General features: G+C 63.9%; 14 protein-coding genes and 1 pseudogene. 3 read left to right on the top strand and 12 right to left on the bottom strand.

Going from position 1 to position 21203, the window contains the following annotated elements; genetic code table 11:
• Positions 1–149 precede the first annotated feature (149 nt).
• The 3 genes from MMB74_RS01645 to MMB74_RS01635 all read right to left on the bottom strand — a co-directional run bounded on the left by MMB74_RS01645 (position 150) and on the right by MMB74_RS01635 (position 3649).
• Complete coding sequence (locus MMB74_RS01645) at positions 150–824, bottom strand: HAD family hydrolase (RefSeq protein WP_277426845.1); 675 nt, start codon at positions 822–824, stop codon at positions 150–152.
• A 168-nt stretch (positions 825–992) separates the two neighbouring features.
• The gene (locus MMB74_RS01640) at positions 993–2378 is read right to left on the bottom strand and encodes an NCS2 family permease (RefSeq protein ID WP_277426844.1); all 1386 of its coding nucleotides are present in this window, start codon (positions 2376–2378) and stop codon (positions 993–995) included.
• A gap of 506 nt (positions 2379–2884) precedes the next feature.
• Positions 2885–3649 carry a tetratricopeptide repeat protein gene (locus MMB74_RS01635; protein WP_277426843.1) on the bottom strand — a complete coding sequence of 255 codons (765 nt, stop codon included), beginning with the start codon at positions 3647–3649 and terminating at the stop codon, positions 2885–2887.
• 371 nt (positions 3650–4020) lie between these two features.
• On the opposite strand from MMB74_RS01635, the gene MMB74_RS01630 reads away from it, so the two are divergent.
• A complete protein-coding gene (locus tag MMB74_RS01630; protein WP_277426842.1) occupies positions 4021–5550 on the top strand; it encodes a trypsin-like peptidase domain-containing protein in 1530 nt (509 codons plus the stop codon).
• Between the two features lie 99 nt (positions 5551–5649).
• Here MMB74_RS01630 and MMB74_RS01625 read toward each other — a convergent pair whose 3' ends face one another.
• From MMB74_RS01625 to MMB74_RS01610, 4 genes are all read right to left on the bottom strand, one after another.
• Complete coding sequence (locus MMB74_RS01625) at positions 5650–6972, bottom strand: MFS transporter (protein WP_277426841.1); 1323 nt, start codon at positions 6970–6972, stop codon at positions 5650–5652.
• Between the two features lie 58 nt (positions 6973–7030).
• Entirely contained in the window at positions 7031–7282 is a 252-nt protein-coding gene (locus MMB74_RS01620) for a DUF2783 domain-containing protein (protein ID WP_277426840.1), read from the bottom strand.
• 83 nt (positions 7283–7365) lie between these two features.
• Positions 7366–9102, bottom strand: coding sequence for an FAD-dependent oxidoreductase (locus MMB74_RS01615; RefSeq protein ID WP_277426839.1), 1737 nt, complete (start codon positions 9100–9102; stop codon positions 7366–7368).
• 22 nt (positions 9103–9124) lie between these two features.
• On the bottom strand, positions 9125–10084 hold the full coding sequence (locus tag MMB74_RS01610; protein ID WP_277426838.1) for an MBL fold metallo-hydrolase: 960 nt from the start codon (positions 10082–10084) through the stop codon (positions 9125–9127).
• A gap of 331 nt (positions 10085–10415) precedes the next feature.
• Here MMB74_RS01610 and MMB74_RS01605 point away from each other — a divergent pair.
• A pseudogene (locus MMB74_RS01605) lies at positions 10416–12023 on the top strand (IclR family transcriptional regulator C-terminal domain-containing protein); the annotation flags it as partial.
• Here the strand turns inward: MMB74_RS01605 and MMB74_RS01600 are convergent.
• The gene (locus MMB74_RS01600) at positions 11926–13311 is read right to left on the bottom strand and encodes an oligosaccharide flippase family protein (RefSeq protein ID WP_277426837.1); all 1386 of its coding nucleotides are present in this window, start codon (positions 13309–13311) and stop codon (positions 11926–11928) included. The pseudogene MMB74_RS01605 and the gene MMB74_RS01600 overlap by 98 nt on opposite strands.
• A 63-nt stretch (positions 13312–13374) precedes the next feature.
• Entirely contained in the window at positions 13375–14385 is a 1011-nt protein-coding gene (locus tag MMB74_RS01595) for a glycosyltransferase family A protein (RefSeq protein WP_277426836.1), read from the bottom strand.
• 267 nt (positions 14386–14652) lie between these two features.
• On the opposite strand from MMB74_RS01595, the gene MMB74_RS01590 reads away from it, so the two are divergent.
• The gene (locus MMB74_RS01590; protein WP_277426835.1) at positions 14653–16980 is read left to right on the top strand and encodes a filamentous hemagglutinin N-terminal domain-containing protein; all 2328 of its coding nucleotides are present in this window, start codon (positions 14653–14655) and stop codon (positions 16978–16980) included.
• Positions 16981–17411: 431 nt separating this feature from the next.
• Here MMB74_RS01590 and MMB74_RS01585 read toward each other — a convergent pair whose 3' ends face one another.
• The 3 genes from MMB74_RS01585 to MMB74_RS01575 all read right to left on the bottom strand — a co-directional run bounded on the left by MMB74_RS01585 (position 17412) and on the right by MMB74_RS01575 (position 21157).
• Positions 17412–18215 carry an ATP-grasp fold amidoligase family protein gene (locus MMB74_RS01585; RefSeq protein WP_277426834.1) on the bottom strand — a complete coding sequence of 268 codons (804 nt, stop codon included), beginning with the start codon at positions 18213–18215 and terminating at the stop codon, positions 17412–17414.
• A 344-nt stretch (positions 18216–18559) separates the two neighbouring features.
• Positions 18560–19999 carry a hypothetical protein gene (locus MMB74_RS01580; RefSeq protein WP_277426833.1) on the bottom strand — a complete coding sequence of 480 codons (1440 nt, stop codon included), beginning with the start codon at positions 19997–19999 and terminating at the stop codon, positions 18560–18562.
• A gap of 27 nt (positions 20000–20026) precedes the next feature.
• Complete coding sequence (locus MMB74_RS01575; RefSeq protein WP_277426832.1) at positions 20027–21157, bottom strand: glycosyltransferase family 1 protein; 1131 nt, start codon at positions 21155–21157, stop codon at positions 20027–20029.
• Positions 21158–21203 lie beyond the last annotated feature (46 nt).

Genomic DNA, 21203 nt, shown 5'->3' with positions numbered 1-21203 from the left:
ATCGGTGCTTCAAGGAAATTTGGGAGAGGGGAACCGTTCTGGGACAAAACAGGGAATTTCGTTTCAGTTTTCGTTTTGAATTGCCCGCGAGACATCCATACCGTCCCCGGCATGGAAGTCGCATCGACCTGCAATAAGAGCGAGTAGGCTTATGGTCGAGCCGCGATCTCGTCTAGGTGGCAAAGCAAATCCGCCGGGTCGTCATAAACCCTTAGCGCACCCGCCCGTTCGAGCTCGTCGGTGCCGTAACCGCCCGAGAGCAACCCCACGCCCAGCGCGCGGCAACGCTTTGCCGCAAGCATGTCCCAGATGCTGTCGCCCACCACGACCGCGTGCTCGATCGGGACGCCGAGCCGCTCTGCCGCGGCGATGAAGAGGTCCGGGTCGGGCTTGGCGTATTTGACGTCGTCGCGCGTCACGACGACGTCCTTGGCCGGATCCACGCCCAGCGCCTCCAGATTGAGCGCGGCCGTGTGCATGCGCCCGCTGGTTGCGATCGCCCATGGGATGCCGGCCTGCGACAAGGCGCTCAATAGCTCCCGAGCGCCGGGTAACGGCCGCACTTGGCCGCGAAACTGGAGATAGGCGTCGGCATGCGCGTCGCGCAGCCGGTTGATGGCTTCCTCGCTCACATGCGCCTGCGTCTCGCGCAATAGCTGCGCCGTGAACAGCCCGCCGCTCATGCCGATCTTGCGATGAATCCGCCACACGGATAATGCAATCCCTTCGGCATCGAGCGCTTGTTTCCACGCAAGCACGTGCTGATAGACGCTATCTACGAGGGTGCCGTCGAGGTCGAACAGAAATGGGGTTTGCAATCGCATGAGAGCTCCGTTGACAATCGATTCGAACGCAACCGGCGCCACGTCGCGCCACGTTTCACCGGCGGTCATTGTAGCGCGCCGCTCCAAAGCGGCCGATGCGCGCCTACTGTTCGATCGTCTACGAAAAGCCGGGAAACGAGCGCTTCCCGGGCTCGAAGCTCCCTCTCGTCAGATCGCCCACCCTCCCGCATAGAAAGCCACCAGCACGACGGCAATCGATACGGTGCCAAGGTTCAGCTTGCGCCATTCGCCGCTCACGATGCGGCCGATGACGAGCGTCGCGAAGCCGAGCATGATGCCGGTCACGATGTTGGCCGTCAGCACGATGAATACGGCGGTGACGAGGCCGGCCATCGCATCGACGCTATCGTCCATGTGCAGTTTGCTCACACTCGAGAGCATCAAGAGGCCCACGTACATCAACGCGGGCGCTGTCGCATACGACGGCACCAACCCAGCAAGGGGCGAAAAGAACATTACGACGAGAAACAGCAGGCCGACCACCGCGGCGGCCAGCCCCGTCTTCGCGCCCGCGGCGACGCCCACGCTCGATTCGATATAGGCCGCTGCCGGCGCGCCGCCGAGAAATCCGGAGAAAATCGAACTGAGCGAATCGGCCGTCAACGCACGGCCGCCGTTGACGATGCGGCCCTTCTCGTCGAGCTGCCCCGACTGCCCCGCCACGGCGCGGATCGTGCCCGTGGCGTCGAAGACCGCGGTCATGACGAGCGCGAAGACACTGGGCAGCACCGCCACCGACAGCGCGCCTTTGATATCCATCGCACCGATCAGCGATGCGTGCCCCGGCGCGCTCAGAGAAGGCAACGCAAATACGCCGTGGAATTTCACGCTCGGATCGAAGGCGAGACCGATCGCCGACACGGCGACGACGACAAGCAAGATCCCGCCCGGCACGCGGCGCCGCTCGAGCCCGAAAATGGCTGCCAAACCGATCACCGACATCACCACGGGGAACCCCGTGACGTGTCCGAGCGCGAGCGGCAGGCCGCCGCCCGGATTCTTGATCACGAGCCCGACATCGTTCGATGCGATCAGCAGCAAGAACAGCCCGATCCCGATACCCGTGCCATGCGCGACGCCCGCTGGCAGATTGCGCAGGATCCACGAGCGCACGCCGGTGACGGAAATCGCGGTAAAGACAAGCCCCATCAAGAAGACAGCTCCGAGCGCGACCGTCGGTGAGATCCCCTTGCCCAAAACCAGACCGAACGCGGTGAACGCGGTGAGCGAAATCGCGCAGCCGATCGCGATCGGCAGCTTCGCCCATAAGCCCATCAACAGCGAGCCGAAAGCCGTCGTGAGGCAGACCGCGACGAATACGGCGCTCGTATCGAATCCGGCTTTGCCGAGCATGCCGGGGACCACGAACACCGAATACACCATCGCCAAGAACGTGGTGACGCCCGCGACGATTTCGCGGCGCTCCGTGCTGCCTCGCGCCGAAATGTCGAAATATCGGTCCACGGCGCCCTTGGTGCCGAAGCCGTCCGTCGCGCCGGAGCCGACGATCGGCCGCGCCTGGGTATCACTCATGAGCTTGCTCCTTTATCAGCATGCTGAAACGGCCGCGCGGGCCGTCATCAGGGTTGTCTCGAATCTGCTCTTCTCTGCTCTGATCCGTCTGAATCCAATCGGCTCGAAGGCCGCGAAGGCCTAGCGGGGGAATGTCTTGCAGACGGGCGAGCCGATGTTGGCGTAGTTTCGCGAGCGCGGGGGCGGCCTCACGCCGCTCGTGCCATGCGACGCATGCGCTTGCGCCCCATCGCGTTCACTTTGCTGTCACGAAGCGTAGGCGAACACAAAATCGCGTCCCATCAATCGGGCGACATGAAGCCCATGTGACAGCGCTTATATCGGCTTGAAACCACGGTTTCTCGCCGTCGCGCCCCGTGTTTACGCCTAGTGCGAATCCGTTAAGGCGACTATTTGAATGCGGGTGCGGCGATGGCGATCGAGACGGCTCGGGGGCGCAATGGGCGTGGCGCCTGCCCGAGCGTTAAAGGAAGGGAAAAGATGCCGGCGGATCGACGCTCGCCCGCTCAATGAGCCGGCATGGAGGCCCGCGCCGACTGCGCCCGCTGCAACCACTCGCGGTTATGCGCGCGCGCGTGGCGCGGCCAATGTTTGCCGTCCTGTAAAATGTCTTCGTACAACGCGGCGGCGCGCTTGCGGTCGGCTTCGCTCGGTTGCGCGGCGAGCCAATCGGCAAACAAGCAGCGCGGCGCCGCATCGCTCGCGCAGGCGAGCGCCACCTCGAACGCGGCCCGCGCGCCCACGGCCCCGAGCGCCGCGAGCGTGCGTGCGTAAAGCAGCGACGGCTGCGCTTGCTGACGCAAGTGCGGATGATGCGTGAAGAGCAGCGTCAATGCCGCCTCGGCATCGGCATACCGCGCGAGTTCGAACTGCGCACGCGCCAAGCCCAGCAACAACGCGGGATCGTTCGCGAATGGCCCATTCGCCGCCATTTGAAACTGCTCGATCGCGTCTTGCGGGTTCCCGGCTTCCAATAGCGCATTGCCTAGCCGCATGCGGTTCGCCACGGTAGGCGCCCGATCGACCTCGGCACGGCTTTCGCGCACGGCGCGGTTCGGATCCACGAACTGCGTGATCGCGCGCGTCGCGACATACGCCCCGCGCGACTGCCGCCAGCTCGGCAAGTAAACGGCGAAGAAATACACTAGGCTGCCGAGCATGGGAAACGCAAAGAGCACGAACAACCAATAAATGTTTTGTCGATGGCGCACGGCATGCACCGCGAAGTAAATCGCGACGATGACGTGAAGGCCGATTCCAAAGTAAGGCATGTGAGTTCCGTTCTCGAGGCGCAGAAGGCGTGAGGGCCCGCTTTCCTGACATTCTGTAATGTGACTCGTGCCCCTTAAGCAGGGCTTAAGGAGTATGCACGTGAACGGCGCCCCGACGAAGGTCTCGAAGCCGCGCTTTTCTGCGACGGGGCGAAGCGTCGCAAGCGCGCCCCCGGCAATTCGAGCCGACTGTTACACCGCGATCGTGCGCTCGCTCACAGCCGCCTGCGGGTTGTCCGGCCGACAATGGTTGCGCTGGGGACCGACATCGACCGAGCGCATTCGATCACCATTGAGCCGGCCACCCGCGAGACAATTATCCGAGGGGGTTTGCCGTGCGTAGCGAGACTTGGCGGGCCGAGGCCCGCGCTGTGCTCCGCGCCGCAGCGACGATCGCGTTGATCGGCGGCGCGGTGTTTCTTTCACCGACGGTGTCGAGCGCCCAGCCGCGCGCGCCATCCGCCAAGAGCCAGCATGCGCCGCCGCCCGCTGCAGCTGCCGCCACCGCCGCTGCCGCTGCGGCAGCCGCTGCCGCACCCGCCGCGGTGCAGATGGATTTTGCCGCGATGGTCGAGCGCTATGGGCCGGCCGTCGTGAACATCGTCGCGACAACGCGGGAAGATACGGCCGATCAGGCAACGGCCCCACCTGCGCTCGACAATCTCGACCCGGACGACCCGGTCTTCGCGCTGGTGCGAGCGACGTCGGCGCAACCGGCAGCGCCCTCGACGGTGCCCGATGCGCCGCGCGTCGTTTGGGGCACGGGCTCGGGCTTCATCATCAGCGCAGACGGCATCGTGGTGACGACGGCGCACATCGTCAACCGCGCCGAGCAAGTCGTCGTCACGTTGACGGACCGCCGTCAATTCAAAGCCGATGTGCTCGGCGTCGACCCCCAAACCGATGTCGCACTGCTGCAGATCGAAGGCGCCGGCAGGCTGCCGACCGTGCGTATGGGCAACGCATCGCACGTGCGCGTCGGCGAGCGCGTCTTGGCGATCGGCTCGCCCGATGGCCCGCAGAATGCGGCCACCTCCGGCCTCATCAGCGTCACGCCGCATGCGCTGGCGGACGGTAACAGCTTCACCTTCCTCGAAACCGACATCGCCCCCGATCCGGACACCTCGGGCGGTCCGCTGCTCGATCGCAACGGCGCCGTGATCGGCGTCAATCTGCAGGTCTATGCGAATACGGGACGCTACCGGAGCCTGACATTGGCGATCCCGATCGACGCGGCGCTCAGGCTGCGTGCGCAGTTGCAAGGGCAAGGCAAGGTGAGCGGCGGCACCTTGGGCATTCAAACGCAGGATGTCGATCCGGGCCTGGCCGCGGCATTCGGGCTGCCGCATGCAACCGGGGCGCTCGTCACCTCCGCGGCGCCCGCGGGGCGCGGCTCGTCCGCGAACCCGCTCAAAGCGGGCGACGTCATCACGCGCATCAACGGCAAGATGATCGAGCATGAAAGCGACCTTACCGACTATGTGTCGGCGTTACCGCCCGGATCGAAGGTCGCGCTCACCGTCGTTCGCAACAAGAAGCCGATGCAATTGACGGCGATCGTCGCGGCGCGCCCCGGGCAGGACGGCGAGAACGCCGCGAGACCGAGAGGCGCGGGCGCCGCCGAACGCAACGTGATCGAACGCATGGGACTGACCGTGCATGCGTTGAGCGAAGACGAACGCCGCGCGTCGGGGGCCACCGGCGGCGTCGTGGTCGACGCCGCGACGGGCGCCGCCGAGGCCGCCGGAATTCAGGCCGGCGACGTCATCTTGTCGGTGAACAGCGAGCGCGTCGACACGCGCAATGCGCTCGAAGCATTGCTCGAACGCAGCGGCAAGGAGGTAGCGTTGTTGATCCAGCGCGATAACACCCGAAGTTTCGTCTCGATGCAAATCCGATAGCGGTTCTTGCGCTCGAAGCTCGGTCGAGAAGGCAGGATCGGAAGCGCCGTCGGCAAGCAGCACTGGCGGGAACGGCACGGGTGTCGCTCGGACGCACGTCTATCCGCGGGCTTCGCGCATCGTCAGGAGCACGGCGCATCCGCTCGCGACGAGCAAGGCGGTCAACAGGTAAAGCGCATCGTCCATGCTGCCCGTGCTCACTTTGATCTGCCCGATGACCCACGGGCTGACGATGCCGCTCGTGATCCCGATGCTGCTGACGAGGGCAATGCCCGGCGCCGCTGCCGCCGTCGACAGGCAATGCGAGGGCATCGTCCAGAAGATCGGCAACGCCGCGAAGATCAAAATCGTCGCGCAGCAGAGAATCGCCAGCATGGCCGCAAAACTCGACAGGTGCGCGGTCAGCGCGACGAGCGCCATGCCGCCGCCGATCGTGCAAAAAGCGAAGTGCCGCCGGCGTTCACCCGTTCGATCGGAATGACGCGCGATCGCGATGAGTCCGACGACGCCCAACGCGTTGGGAACGGCCGTGTAAAGGCTGATCGAAACGACATCGGTGATGCCGAAATCGCGGATCATGAGCGGCATCCAAAAATTCAGCGTCAGCGATGCGCAGGTCAACGAAAAGTAAATGAACGCGAGCAGATATACGCGCGGCGTGCGCAGCGCTTGAGCGAACGCACCGCTTCCGTGCTCACGGGCAGCGTCGCGTGTCTCATGCGCCAGGGCCTGCGCGACGCGGGCTTTCTCCTCCGTGTTCAGCCACACGGCTTGCTTCGGCCCATCGACGAGCCAAGTCAAGGACAACACGCCCAGCACGAGCGCGGGCGCCCCTTCGATCGCGAACATCCAGCGCCAACCGGCCAGCCCCAATACGCCGGTCGTCTCGCGCATGAGCCAGCCCGAAAACAAGCCGCCGAGCACCCCCGCGACGGCCACGCCGGCGAAAAAGATCGACAGCATCGCGGCTCGGCGCGCTGCCGGGAACCAGTAAGTCAGATACAAAACGATCCCCGGGAAGAATCCGGCCTCGAATACGCCGAGCGCGAAACGCAGCGCGTAAAACTGTCCCGGCGTCTGCACGAACATCGTCCCGACCGAAGCCACGCCCCACAACAGCATGATGCGCGCGAAGGTGCGTCTTGCGCCGAAGCGGGCCAGCAGCATGTTGCTCGGCACTTCGCATACAACATAGCCGATATAGAAGATCGCCGCGCCAAGGCCGTACATCGCATCGCTAAAACCAAGATCGTGCTTCATCTGCAGTTGCGCGAAACCGATGTTGATGCGATCGAGAAACGACACGACATAACAAAGGAATAGAAACGGCACGACGCGCAGCGCGATTTTGCGGTAAAGGGCGTCGTCGCCGGGCAGGGTCCGGCCTGCCGCTTGCACGGCGGCATCGATCGATCGGGTCATTTGTCTCGCTCCAGGAGGGGAAAAAGCGCCTCGGCGTCTAACGCGCCGATCGGCGCGGCTACTTGGGTAAGGGTTCGCTCATGCCGCGCAGCGGTGCGGCAGCGATGGGACTCGCTTCGAGCGCGGCTTGCCGGGCGAGACCGATCGCCTCGGCAAGCGTCGCTTGATCGCCGATATGGTTGGCGAGCAGCAAGATCAATTGGGCGTTAGCACTTTGACTTTGCGCGTCGTTCAAATCCCGATGCATATCGATCAACGCCTCGTAAAAATCGTCGGGCTGCGTCAAATTCAGTTGCGTCTCGAGCTTCATCGGTCGCCTCCCGCGTCGATCAAGTAATTAGGAGTGCTAATCAAGCAATGCGTATGAATAGGGCTCATCGTCGTTCAGCTCTCCTATGCCACCCCGAGCGCCCCGGCCACCCCGAGCGCCCGCGCGAGCGCAGCCGAGACGTCGTTCGCGGTGACGTGCCGCCAGCGCGCGCACACGTGCTGATCAGGGCGCATTAGATACACCGTGCCCGCGGCGCCGTCGTAACGCTCGGCCGCCAGCCCGTCCACATCGCGCAACGCCTGCGCACCGATAGCCGTCGCGTCGGCTATCCACTGCTCGGCGTCGGGCGATGTTTCCTTCGGGCCGACGACAGCGATCTGCATGGGCACCCCAAGGGAGCGCACACGTTCTATCGCAGCCTTCTCCTCGGCGCGCAGCCCTTGCGCCGCCGCAAAGACCAACACCGTGAACCGGTTGCCGATGTGCCCGAGCAGCCAATCTTGCATCCCGTCGCGCGTGACCGGGGCATCGACGCACGATGCGCCCGGCATCATGGCGCCGTCGAACCGGTCCCGATCGGGCGTGTTCAGTGTGGATTCGCTCAAGAGCGCAGGCACGGAAAGCCGCCCGCTGTTGACGAGACGCCGCGCGAAGGCGTGGCGGCGTGCGAGCGTGAGCACGGCATCGCGAAATACGCGGCTGATGGGACTTTTCGGCGTGATGAAATCGGTGGAGCGCGTCGAGTTCAAGATATTCTCGTCGGCCGCATACTCGCGCTCGCGTGCATAAGTATCGAGCAGGCTGTCTGGCGCGCGCCCGGCCAGCACCATCTCGAGCTTCCATGCGAGATTTTCGGCGTCTTGAAAGCCGCTGTTCGCGCCGCGGGCGCCGAACGGCGAGACACCGTGCGCCGCGTCGCCGACGAACAAGACGTTGCCATGCCGAAAGCTATCCATGCGCAAGCAAGAAAACGTATAGACGCTCACCCACTCGATTTCGAATTTCACGTCGGGGCCGAGCAGCGCGCGCACGCGCGGAATCACACGCTCGGGCGTTTTCTCGAGCACGGGATCGGCATCCCATCCGAGCTGGAAATCGATGCGCCAGACGTTGTCCGGCTGCCGGTGGAGCAGCACCGATTGATTCGGATGAAACGGCGGGTCGAACCAAAACCAACGCTCCGATGGAAAATCGGCTTCCATCTTGATGTCGGCAATCAAGAAGCGATCCTTGAACGTGCGCCCTTTGCTTTCGAGTCCGAGCATATGGCGCATCGGGCTGCGCGAGCCGTCGGCCGCCACGACGTAGCGCGCGTCGAGCGTATATTCGCCATCGGGAGTATCGATCGTGAGCGTGACCGGTGCTTGCCCCGGCTGCGCTGCGTCACGCCGAATCACGCCCACTACCTTGTTGTTCCACCGGATCTGCAAATTCGGCAGCGCCTTGGCGCGCTCGATCAAAAAGCCTTCCACGTAGTACTGCTGCAGATTGATGAACGCAGGGCGACGGTGGCCGCTCTCGGGCAACAGGTCGAACGAATAGACCAGTTCGTCCTTCAAGAACACTTTGCCCACATGCCAGCGCACGCCCTTTTCGACCATGGCCTCGCCGCAGCCCAGCCGGTCGAAAATGTCGAGCGATCGCTTTGAAAAACAGATCGCGCGCGAACCCGTCGACAGGCAGTTGTCGTCGTCCACCACGACGACGCTCACGCCGCGCTGCGCCAAGTCGATCGCCGTGGCCAAGCCTACGGGGCCCGCGCCGACGACGATCACCGGATGGATTGCAGCCGCCGGCCCGCCCTCTTGCTCCGCATGACGCCGGTATTCGAACCGCAGCGTCTGATAATCGATTGCCATCTATGTCTCCCCGTCGCCCGTTTCAGTCCTGCAGCGCGGCCCACATTTCCTTATCGCGCTCGGCCGTCCAAATACGCGGGTGAACAATGCCGCTCGCTTCGTCGAACGCGCGCGTGACGTCGAACGGCAAGCAGTGCTCGTAGATGAAGACCTGACCGAATTTCGGGTCCATCGCTTCGCGCGCGAGCGCCATGGCGCCTTTGAGATCGAGCCCCTGCGCCACCGCGGCGCGGCCGCGATCGAGCAACGTCGTCACGAAATCGCGCGTGTAGGCAATGCCCGCTTGCACTTGAGCCGCATCGGTCAGCGCCGGGCCACGTCCCGGCACGAGCTTGTCGGCCCCGAGCGCCGCCAACGCATCGAGCGTCGCGGGCCACTGCGCGAGCTGCGCGTCGCCGCAATAGCAGGCCGCGCCGTATTCGACGAGATCGCCCGAAAACAGCACCTTCTGCGAAGGCAGCCATACGACCGTATCGCCCTTGGTATGCCCCGCGCCCAGATGCATGACCTTCACTTCGAGCTTGCCCAAGTAAAGCGTGATTTCGCGCTCGAACACGAGCGTCGGCCACGTGAGGCCCGGCACCGTTTCCACGCCCGCGAACAGCCGCGGGAAGCGCTCGATTTCCGACTTCATGTCCGCTTCGCCGCGCTCGACGATCATCTCGTACGTGCCCCGGCTCGCAATGACGTTCTGCGCGCCTTCCTCGAAATACGCCGATGCGCCTAGCACGCGAACCGCGTGGTAATGCGACAGCACGACGTGCTTGATCGGTTTGTCCGTGATCGAACGAATCTTGGCAATCAAATCGCGCGCCATCGCGGGCGTTGCCGTGGTATCGACGATCAGCACGCTGTCCTCGCCGATCACGACGCCCGAATTCGGATCGCCTTCGGCCGTGTACGCATAGGCGTTCTCCGAAAGCTGGGTCCACGTGATCTCTTTCTGTTCCAGGTCCGCCTGGGATGCAAATGCCTTTGCCATGTTGATCTCGCTGATGAAAAGAAACGTCGAGCGACGAATGCGCGAGCGCGGCACGATGCGCGCCCGGCTTGCATGCCGGGCGGCTAGGACGACGTCTCGCTCCAATGTGTCGTAATGGGCTGCTTATTTATCCGAATCGGTCGAAACCGCTAACGCCACCGCTATCGCCACGGCCGCGGCACAGATCGTTCGCCGAGTCGAAGCCATACTAGGCCGTCCTTGCGCGCTTTGTCAACAGCAAATGCATTTGCTATAACCAAATCATCCGTGCGACAGGTCCGCCTTCGTCGGATAAGATCACGGCTTTGCGTTCCACTGACAAGAGGTTGGCTTGGCCACGCGTTCCCCTCCCGCCGAAGCGAACAAAGTGTCGTCCCGCGGCGTGCAAAGCGTCGAAGTGGCGGGCGCGCTGCTCGCCGCGCTTGCCAGCCGCGGCAGCGTAAGCTTGGCCGAGCTGGCCGCCGCCGCGGGCATCGCGCCCGCGCAAGTGCATACGTATCTCGTGAGCCTCACGCGGCTCGGGCTCGTCAAGCGCGACGCCGTGCTCGGCGATTACGAGCCCGGCCCGCTGTCGCTGCGTTTGGCGCTGCAGCATCTCGAGCATCGGCCGGCCTATCGCGCGGCCGTGAGCGAGGTCGCCGCACTCGCGAAACGCTCGGGATGCTGCATCGCGGTCTGCACAGCGGGGCCGCACGGTCCCACCATCGTGCACTACGAGCACGCCGGTGCGCCGCTTCACGTCAATCTTCACGTCGGCTCGGTGATGTCGCTGACAGGCACCTCCACCGGACGCGTGTTCTCCGCGTTTCTGAGCCCGGCGCAGCGGCAGGCGATGCAACCCGAGGCTAAGCCGAAACGCACACGGGACGACGCCTTCGAATCCGAGCTCGAACGCATTCGCGCCCAGCGCATCGAACGCGGTATCGATGCGCCCACGCCTTGGGTCAGCAGCATGTGCGTGCCCGTCGTCGATCCGTGCGGGGCGGTGCAGTTGACCCTCACCGCCATCGGCCCGTCGAGCGCGATCGACGTGGCCTGGGACGGCCGGCTCGCCCAAGCGCTGCGCGCGTCGGCGCAGCGCATCGAAGCGCGCTTGCACTCGCCCTCCGCGGACGGCGCGAACGAGAGGCCTCGCGCGTGGGATGCCGAGCCCGGCACCGAAGACTCCGGCCAACGCGGCATCCGCACGCTCGATACGACCGGGCAGTTGCTCAACGCGCTCGTGCGAGCCGCACGGCCGCTGATCCTGCGCGATCTCGCCACGGCCGCCAATATGCCCGCCGCCAAAGCGTTCGCGCATGTGGTCAGTCTCGTGGGAATCGGCTTGCTCTCGCGCGACGAGGCGGGCGCCTTCGATACGGGGCCGCTCGGTTTGCAATTGGGATTAATGGCGCTGCAGCGTCAAGCGCCGGAGCGCGACGCACAGCGCGAAATCGCGCGTCTTGCGGCCGACACAGGCCTGACGGTGGCCGCGGCGGTGCTCGGCCCGCTCGGGCCGACCGTCGTGCGCTTGGAGGAATCGACGCGGCCCCTGCACGTCAGCCTGCGCGTGGGCACGGTCGTCTCGCTCGTGCAGACGGCGATCGGCCGCGTCTTCGCCGCTTATTTAGGCGCGGAGCCGCTCGCCGATATGCTTGCGCTTGAATCGTTGCGGCTGGCGGGACAAGAAAATGGAAAGGAGAACAGTCGCGCGGAAACGATCGGTCCGGCTTACGAGTCGCATCTCGCCCGCATTCGCAAGGAAGGCATCGATGCGGCGCTCGGCTCGCCGCTGCCGGGCATCGATGCGCTCGCGGCACCCGTATTCGATCACACGGGCGCCGTGCGCCTCGTGATCGCGCTCATCGGATCGACTGGTAGCTTTGAGAGCGCGAATGCGGGGCTGCCTGCACAGCGGCTGGTGCAGGCGACGCGTCAATTGTCGTGGCGGCTCGGGTGGGCGCCTGTTGCTGCGGCTTGTTGACCCCGTCGCCGGGCGCGGTGCGCCCGAAGATCGCGCTCAGCAACCCGGTGCGCCACGCGAGCACCAGCAGGGTGCCAGAGAGCGTCGCCTCGCCGATCACACGAGCGGACGCCATGCCGACGGCGCCGAAATGCGGGGCGAGCAATAGCGCCGAGCCTAGATTGGCCGCCGCCGACATCAGCCCCGCCACCGCCATCAGCCGGTCTTTTTTCCGCGGCAGGAAGACATAGAAACCCACGAACTGATTGAACGCGGAAAAAGGGAACATCCACGCGAACCGCTGCAGCACGTGTGCGCTAGGCGTGAACGCTTTGCCCAAGATGAGCGGCAGCACGAACGGCGAGAGCACGTAGGCGCCGGCCAGCGCGAGAAATCCATAGCCGAGCAGCAAGGCAGCGCCACGCCGTGTCGTCGAGCGTGCGCCGTGATGATCGTTCTGCGCGATTTGCCGCGAGATGGTTGGGATGAACACTTGCGCGGCCGGCCCCATGAGGCTCAAGCCGATCGACGCGAAACGCTCGGCGGCGCCATAATAGCCCACCTGCGTCGGCGTCGACAGCAGCGTCAACAGGTAGGTCGAAGCCGAAGTCAGCACCACCGAGCCCGTCGAGTAAAGGAACAGCATGGTCGAATCGCGCATGAGACTCGGCACGCCGCGCCAATTCATCCGCGGCAGGCCGATGTCCTTGAGCGTGATCAAGTACGCGATCGAGGTCGAGCACAGGCAAGCGGTCAATAGGCTCGCCAGCACCCAGGTCGAATCGGCCGGCCCTCTCACGAACGAGAGCACGAGCACCAAGCTGAGCGCGAAGCCGAGCACTTCCAGCATGATCGGCGTGCGGAATCGATGCCGCCCTTGGAATAGCCAGCCCAGATTCCAGCCGTTCAAGATGCCGAGCAAGGTCGCGAGCACGCCGATGAGCGGGCGCTGCGACAACACGGGCGAGCAGAAGGTGGCCGTCAGCCCGACGACTCCGCCGAGCGTACCCAGCAAGATCCGCGCACTCAGATGCAGGGAGAAGATGTCGTTGAACTCGCGCTTTTCATGCGCCCTCGACACGTCGCGCATGCCGACGAAGGTAAAGCCGTAGCTTACGAGCATCCATATGACGTTCATCAAGGACATGGCCGCGAGCACGCGACCGTACTCGGTCACGCCTAGCACACGCCCATAGAATGGGATGACCACCAGGAGGTACAAGTACCTCATGATGTAGCCGCCGTACACGAAAGCGAGTACGCGGGTGTTCTCTTTCTTGTCCATAGCAATATTTCATAGGCCGCCGCCCTTCAAGCGACGAGCACGTGGGCATACCGAAGCGACGCGTCAATGCGCGGCACTGCTCCCGCGCGCTAGCGGATTGGAGATGAAGCGCACCACATAGTTCGACAACGGTGCGTATGGAACAAGGCACAGGCACGACAAGCCGATGGTGCCGAGCTTTTTCACCGGACCCCAGAATGGGTTGGCGACGATCGAGTGCAAATAATTGCGCGAATGGAAGGCGAACCAGCGCCAACGGTCGAGCACGGGGGCGCCGTAGATCTCGCTGCAAAAAATTGCCTTTTCATGCGAGAAATCGTAAAACGACTCCGGCAAGTCGACATTCAGCCGATGGCGGGCAACATAACGTAAAGCGTTCCACCTTGCGGCATACGCTTTGGGCGCTTTGTTATTTTTTTCCGAATTGGCGAACGACACATCTCGTGCAGCGGAATTATGTACGCGATACGCGCCGAGCGCGTGTGAAACCGAGGCAACTTGACCGACCAACGCCACGCCATAAATCGCAAAAAAATCGGCGCCGTAGCGGCTTTCCGTCGTTTCGGGAATCGGGAATATTTTTTTCAGCGAGTTGGTTTTATAAGCATTGCCCGACGCGGGCGGCGATGGATACAACCACCCCCGCCGCAGCAAGGTGCCGCAGTCCGCCGGCGCGTCCGAATGCGGGACCGTGACGCCCGTGTGCGCGCCGTCCTGACCGATCACGTCCAGGCGAAACTGCACCTTGGCGTAGTCGCCCGTCGCAAAGCGCTGCATCACGTCCGTGGCCGCATTCGGGTAGAGCAAATCGTCCGCATCGAGCAAGATCACGTACTCGGTGTCCACCTCTTCCAACGCGCGGTTGTACGCCGACACCTGCCCGCCGTTCGGCTTGATCACCGCCCGAACGCGTGAGCCGTAGCTCGTGATGATTTCGCGCGATCCATCTGTCGAGCCATCGTCGACCACGAGCACTTTCGTCGCGGGGTAGTCCTGCGCCAGCGCAGAATCGATGGCATCGGCAAGAAACCGCTCGTAGTTATAGTTACAGATTGCGATCGTGACTGACTTCATCTGAACGCTACTCCCTCTTGGCAACAATCGTCTAAAGGATCATTATTCGTCGGCAGTCTCCGCGTCGCCGCGCTCCCTATCCTCGCCAAGCGGATAAATCGCAGCCCTTCTTGTGTTGCACTGCAGAATAAGCGACAAAAAAAGGTGCAGTACGAACCGGGCTGAAAATTCCGTGGTCTTGACCGATTAGGTTGACAGTTGTTGCTCGATCGCACCAAAGCGGAACAGCACAATAGCGCGGCCAACCACTCACGGGGTTTTCCTCACATGAACGACACGATCTCCATCGTGCGCCCGGGCAATCGCTATGCCCCGCGCCGTCCGCGCCTGCTGCTCGCACCCATCGCCCTCGGCATCCTTTCCCTGTGCATCGCTCCCGCTCATGCGGGTGCATTGCCGGGCGGCGGCAGTTTCGTTGCGGGTGCCGGTTCCATCGCTTCCGCCAACGGCTCGCTCACGATCAACCAGACCACGAACCGCGGCGTCATCGATTGGAACAGCTTTTCGATCGGCAGCGGCAATCACGTCGTATTCAACAACGGCTCGGGCGCGACGCTGAACCGCGTCACCGGCACGAGCGCGTCCAATCTGTACGGCACGCTATCCGCAACGGGCAGCGTCTACCTCATCAATCCGCAAGGCGTCGTCGTGGGCTCGACGGGTGTCGTGTCCACGGGCGGCCGCTTCCTCGCTTCAACCCTCGACACCTCGAACGACGCCTTCATGCAAGGCGGCCCCCAGACATTCGCAGGCAATTCGAATGCCCGCATCGTCAACTTCGGCAAGATCGGATCGAGCGGAGGCGACGTCGTTCTCATTTCGCGCAATGAAGTGGCCAATACGGGCTCGATCAGCGCGCCCAAAGGCGCAGTCGAACTCGCCGCCGGTCAACACATTCTGCTGCAGGACTCGGCCACCGGCCAGCAGGTTTTCGTGCAAGCAGGCAGCGGCGGCACGGTGTTCGATACGGGCGCCATTGCCGCGGCCCAAGTCAATTTGCAAGCGGCCGATGGCAATGTGTTCGCGCTCGCCGGCGCCCATAGCCCCATTCGCGCGACGGGCACGTCCACGCGCAATGGACATGTATGGCTCGTCGCCGATCGGGGCAACGTCGTCATCGGCGGCCCGGTCGCCGCACAGAATGCCGACGGCGCGGGGGGCGTCGTCGATACGACAGCGCGCACGCTATCCCTTTGCGATAGTTGCGGCACGCCTACCGTGACCGCCGGCGCGTGGAATTTGACGACCCCTTCGTTCACGGTCGATACGCAAGCGGCGAGCGTGCTCGCGCGCAGCTTGAACACCGGCACCGCCGTCAATCTGACTACCACCGGCGCGTCGGGCAATGCCGGCGATCTAGAAGTCGGCGCCGATCTGCGCTGGCAAGGTTCCGCCGGCTTGACGCTGAACGCGCAACACAACGTCGTGATCGATGCGGACGCAACGATCAAGAACCAAGGCAATGGCGCTTTGACCCTGCGCGCGGACGCATCGGGGGTCGATAACGGAGGCAGCGTGCTCAATCATGGCACGGTGGACTGGTCGGGCAGCATGGGCGTAGTGAGCGCGCTGTACGACATGAATGGCGCCTACGCGCCCGGCGCGCTGCTCGCGAATCCGGGCTGGGTGGCCACGCCTTATAGCGGTCTGCTGTCGCAAATCACCGCATACAAGCTCGTCGATTCGCTCGGCGATTTGCAAAACGTCTCGCTCGATTTGTCCGGCGCCTACGCGCTTGGCAAAGACATCGACGCGGCCGGCGCGACGTTTGCGCCGCTCGGCAATACGAGCGCCGCGTTCACGGGCCAGTTCGACGGCATGGGGCATACGATCGACCGCTTGGCGCTCGAGCAGCAAGCCTTCTGGCAGCCGACCGGCTTGTTCGGGGTCGTGGGCAAGACCGGCGTCGTGCGCAACGTCGGCGTGACCAACAGCAACGCGAGCTATGACGACGCCGCAACGGGCATCCTCGTCGGCGACAATCAAGGCGTCGTCACGCACAGCTACACGACGGGCTTCCTGTACGCCACCAACGAAGACCAAACCACCACGGGCGGGCTCGTCGGCCAGAACGACGGCACCATCACCCGCTCGTGGAGCGGCGTCAGCTCCGACACGCAGGGGTTGGCCGGTGGCCTCGTGGGCCGCAATAACGGCTCGATCGTTCAATCGTATGCGACGGGGGACGTCACTGGCCCCGTCCACGTGGCGCCAGGCGGGCTCGTCGGCGATAACACCGGATTTATTTCGCAGTCCTATGCAACCGGGAAAGCGCAAGGCAGCAGAGGCGGCGCAGGCCTCGTCTATTCCAACGAAGGGACGATCGACGAGTCGTTCGATACGGGCGAGGTGAATACGTTCTCTGCAGCCGGCGTGGCCTATGTCAATACCGGCACCATCACGTCGGTCTACTGGAACAAGGACACGACCGGTCAAACGAACGGAGGCGATGGCGTGCCCGACGCGAATGGCCTCACGACGGCGCAAATGAGCAATCCCGCGAGCTTCGCGGCCTGGAACTTCGGCCCCGCAGGCGCATGGGCGATGCCGGCCGGTGCGACACATCCAGTGCTGAGCTGGCAACTCGCGCAGTAACGCAAAAGAAAAACGCGCTACGTCCACGCGAGCGCCCCCCCTGGGAGGGCGCCACGCGCGACGTAGCGCGCGATGCTATCGTCTCCTCAATGCGCGATACAAACGAAGTGCGCCGGGCTGACGGCTTCGTTCGACAGCGAAGCGGTCAGCGCGCCGACGCCGAACACGGCCGCGATGAAATAGACGAAGAGTGGCATCACTTGCCTCCATTACGTTGATTAATTAATCGTTGACTACGCAACGCAACTTCAATGAGACGCCCCGCTCGAATTTGAGCCCCGCCGAGCGAGCCGTTTCTTTGACGGCATCATCTCGCGACATGCCTGATTGAGATTAGCCCGGCAAATTCCATCCAAATTTCAGGGGGGACCTGAAACCACGAATAGTTGGCGCTTTTGCGCGATACGACGGGCGGCCATGCCGCCATCGGCTCATGCGCACCCGGCGCGCCGCATCCGCTCGAACCCTTCGGTCGATTCCTTTAGCATGCGTCCCCACTCGTAGTCGTGGCTATCCGGCGTGAAGCGCAATACGCCCGCTCCCGGCGTGAACGTCAATTCGCCGAAATACACCTTGTCGCCCACCGAATAGAGATCGACGCGCACGTAAGCGAAATCCTCGGCGAGGCGTTTCGCCACGCGCTCGATCTCCGGCCAATTGGGCGGCCGCGGCATGGCAGCCGCGCTCGGCGTGTACGGACCGAAGGCCACGTCCATCCGATTCCAATGATCGTCGTACAAGTCGCCGTGCACGTCGCCAAACCGATCGGCGACTACCATCGTGTAGATGCGCGGCCCCTCGACACGGCCGCCGAACATATGGAGTTTCAAGTCCGACGGGATTTTGCCGGTTTCGTCGAGCAACAACTGCTCGAAGTAAAGCCGCGGTTCGATGAAGTGGTAATGCCACTCGCGAGAGCAACGCGAAAAGTCGATCGACAACCACGCTTGCGCGAGCGCGTTCAATTCTTCGAACGAAGTCTGCGACTTCTCCCGCACCACCTTGACGAATGCGCAGCCATGCGTCGCTTTCATGACGAAGGCGTTCGGCAACGCATCGAATACTTCGCGCGTGAATCGCTCGGGCGCCGCGACGAGCGGGATCAAATGCGCCTCGCCCACTTTACGGCGTACGTATTCGCGCACGGCAAGCTTGTCGGTCAGCCCGACCCATCGCATGTCGGGGTGCAAGCATCGCTGCAAGATCGATTCGTTGTAAGCGACCGGATGTTTCATTTTCGGCCAGCGCCCAATCAACCGCCGATGCTGGATCCGCATGAACATGCGATCCGTCAGCAACCTCTTCGCGCCGTGCCAAAGGGCCTTGAGCGCCTCGTGCCACGTCTTTCCCAACTGCGTCGATGCGCCGTGAGGCTCGTGCGAACCATGAGGCTCATGCGAATTCGAACCTCTATGCGCAGGCGAGCCTGCGCCATCCGTTACACCCCACCCGCTGCGGGCCCTCGCACTCAGCCCCGCGGCAACGCCGCTCGGGTGTCGAGCCGCTTCCGCCTTGTTCACGTCGATCCTCCCTGTATCCCCGGCGCTTCTCTTATCGATCCGCGCTACGCTCGCCCTCGTCACGCGCGTTGCGTCACGACGAGATAAGCGAGGTGCTCGGGTGCGCCATGTCTCGCTCCGTTGACCGCCTCCGGAATGCGAAACCCGATCGACAATCCTTGTGCGCTCGAGCGCGCCGAGATCGCGCTCGCATCGGCCGCCTCGCCCGTCAGCGCGTCGATCATCGCGACGCCGAGACGCTCCGGTTGCGCGCCCGCCCAGCCGCTCACATCGACATTTCGGGGGCCGGGGCCCGCGCGCACTTGAATCACGAGATCGCCGCCCGAGCGCAACGCGAGCCCCGACGCATCCGGGCCGAAAGCAAGCTGGCCGCCAAAGCGCTCGAGCGCGCCGCCGACGGTTTTGTTCAGGACGATCAGCGATCTTCCGGAAACGTTGTACGTGCGCGGATTGCCGCGATGCGTGAGGCGGTACGGTTCGAACCCGTCCCAGTGGTACACCATCGAAACGTACTGATTCGGATCGTTCCATCCGTGCGCGAGCGCCCACACCGCGAACTTGAAAAAATACGTCGGCAGATAGTGCGGATCGCTCATGTAGCGATCGCCGATTTCCGTCTGCCAAATGCCCCGCGCGGCGCCACGGGCGACATAGCGCTCGTAAAGCGGCGTCAGCGCATCGACGCCCAGGTAGTGCGTGTCGAGATAGTCGACCCAATCGATCATGCGTGCATCGGCCTCGGGGCTTCGATACTCGAGCCACTTGACGTAGTTCTCCAAGCCGCCTTGATCGGGCCAGCCTCCATAGACGACATAGCCCCCGTACTTGCGCACGATGCGCGCGGCCGGGATGTGCACGAGATCGACGTAATCCTGCATCGCGCGATCGTACGGCCGCGCCTGCTCGCGATGCGCGCTGAAGTTCTTGCCGTGCCAAAACGTCGCTTGCGGCGAGCCGCCCGTCAGTTTGCCCGCCGCCTCGTTCCAGATCTGAAAGTGACGCACGTTGTACGGCGGCGCGACATAGGTGCGCACGACCGTTTCGACGTAGCGCTGCCAGACGCTGTCGTCTTTCGGCGCGGACCGGCTGTCGCCCTCCACGGACGCGTTCCACTTCGGCGTGTAACCGAGCAGCAGCAAGGAGTGAATTCCGTTGCGGTTGTTCTGCAAGATTGCCGGCGGCAGATCGTGATCGAACGCCGCTCCCGTCTTGTCGACTCTGACGGGATCGTCGGGCGAGTTGCGCTGCCCCGGCCCGACCGAATCGCGGCCCCAACTGATGCCCATCTCCTTCCACATGGCGATGTTCGAGGCGCTTTCCGCCCAGCCGTTCGCGCCGATCAGTTGCGTGATGCGGCGCTCGCCGCCGCTCGATGCACCCGCACGTCGCACGAACCGAGACTGAGCGGCCAACGCGTCCATGCTCGGCATGACGCCGCTCGCCGCCAGCGCCGCCAGCAGCGCGCGCCGCCGCCGCGAAAATTCGAAACGATCGCTCATGCGCCTGTTCCTTTTGCCACGCGCGAGCTATGCGGCCGAGCGAACGGCGATCGCAGACTCCGTTTCATAGGTCTCTCCCCTCAAGATCTTGATCAACTCCCGCGCCGCTCGCTCCCAGCCGCGGGCGTGCGCGTGCGCCAGGCCCTTTTCCCGGTACACGGCGCGCAACGCGTCGTCCGTCAACAGGCTCTCGATCTTGCGCGCGATGTCGTCGACCGAATGCGGATCGCAGTACATCGCCGCATCACCGCACGCTTCGGCCAGCGCCGGATGCGGCGAAATGATGGCCGGACAACCGCAATACATCGCCTCGAGCGGAGGCAAGCCGAATCCCTCGTACAACGAAGGAAATGCAAGGCAGGCGGCATGCTCGTAAAGCGCCTTCAATTCGCCGTCCGAGACGTAGCCGGCACGCACGATCTGCGCGCCCGATTCGCAAGCCGCTCCGTCCGCAGGCGTGGCCAACTCGGCCTGAGCGAACACCCGCGAGTTGGCGCCGCCAACCACCACGAATTTCACGTCGCGCAAATGCCCGAGCCGATCGACGGCAGCAAGGACGCGCTGCAGGTTCTTGCGCGGATCCAAACTGCCCACGATGACGCAATACTTCACGTCGCGCAGGGCGAGCCGATCGACGATCGAGGGATCGGAGACGATGCGGCCGAAATGATCCACGGCGGGACGCACCACCCGCACGCGCGACGCCTCGGCGCCGAGCAACTCGCAAATGCGCGCTTTCGAGAACGCCGACACGGTCAAGAGGATCGGCGCATGCCGTATCAGCAGCGCGAACTTGACGCGGTACCAAGTGCGAAACAGCCAGGAAAAAGTGTGCGGGGTATCGTAGACGGCCATATCGTGAACCATCACGACGTGGCGGCGCTTGAACACGGGCCCGCTGTTGCACAGGCTCAGCAGCAATTCGCCGCGCGTGGCGAACGGCAAAGCGATCTGCTCCCAAAGATCGCCCTTGAGCCACGGCACTTGGCGCTGCCGCGCGATCGGCGATGCCGATTCGATCGCATTCTTGGGTACCGCTATTTCGATTTCATCCGCCGCTGCATAGGTCGCGCGGACCGCGCGCAACAGTTCGTAAGCCACCCGCTGCACGCCCGTCAAACGCTGCGCGGTGAACTTACCATTGACTACGAGGCGCATAGTTCTCCCGAAAAAACGAGTCGAGGCGGCCGCGCGCAACGCGCGG

This window comes from Trinickia sp. Y13 (genome assembly GCF_029522115.1).
In the GTDB taxonomy this organism is placed as follows: domain Bacteria; phylum Pseudomonadota; class Gammaproteobacteria; order Burkholderiales; family Burkholderiaceae; genus Trinickia.
The sequence above is the reverse complement of the archived record's forward strand: the minus strand, read 5'-3'. Positions and strand labels throughout refer to the sequence as shown.

Excerpts from the sequence above, each read along its gene's own strand:
- MMB74_RS01635 (WP_277426843.1), bottom strand. The coding sequence starts at position 3,649 with ATGCCTTACTTTGGAATCGGCCTTCACGTCATCGTCGCGATTTACTTC.
- MMB74_RS01640 (WP_277426844.1), bottom strand. The coding sequence starts at position 2,378 with ATGAGTGATACCCAGGCGCGGCCGATCGTCGGCTCCGGCGCGACGGAC.
- MMB74_RS01620 (WP_277426840.1), bottom strand. The coding sequence starts at position 7,282 with ATGAAGCTCGAGACGCAACTGAATTTGACGCAGCCCGACGATTTTTAC.
- MMB74_RS01610 (WP_277426838.1), bottom strand. The coding sequence starts at position 10,084 with ATGGCAAAGGCATTTGCATCCCAGGCGGACCTGGAACAGAAAGAGATC.
- MMB74_RS01580 (WP_277426833.1), bottom strand. The coding sequence starts at position 19,999 with ATGAGCGATCGTTTCGAATTTTCGCGGCGGCGGCGCGCGCTGCTGGCG.
- MMB74_RS01615 (WP_277426839.1), bottom strand. The coding sequence starts at position 9,102 with ATGGCAATCGATTATCAGACGCTGCGGTTCGAATACCGGCGTCATGCG.
- MMB74_RS01590 (WP_277426835.1), top strand. The coding sequence starts at position 14,653 with ATGAACGACACGATCTCCATCGTGCGCCCGGGCAATCGCTATGCCCCG.
- MMB74_RS01595 (WP_277426836.1), bottom strand. The coding sequence starts at position 14,385 with ATGAAGTCAGTCACGATCGCAATCTGTAACTATAACTACGAGCGGTTT.
- MMB74_RS01600 (WP_277426837.1), bottom strand. The coding sequence starts at position 13,311 with ATGGACAAGAAAGAGAACACCCGCGTACTCGCTTTCGTGTACGGCGGC.
- MMB74_RS01645 (WP_277426845.1), bottom strand. The coding sequence starts at position 824 with ATGCGATTGCAAACCCCATTTCTGTTCGACCTCGACGGCACCCTCGTA.
- MMB74_RS01625 (WP_277426841.1), bottom strand. The coding sequence starts at position 6,972 with ATGACCCGATCGATCGATGCCGCCGTGCAAGCGGCAGGCCGGACCCTG.
- MMB74_RS01575 (WP_277426832.1), bottom strand. The coding sequence starts at position 21,157 with ATGCGCCTCGTAGTCAATGGTAAGTTCACCGCGCAGCGTTTGACGGGC.
- MMB74_RS01585 (WP_277426834.1), bottom strand. The coding sequence starts at position 18,215 with ATGAAACATCCGGTCGCTTACAACGAATCGATCTTGCAGCGATGCTTG.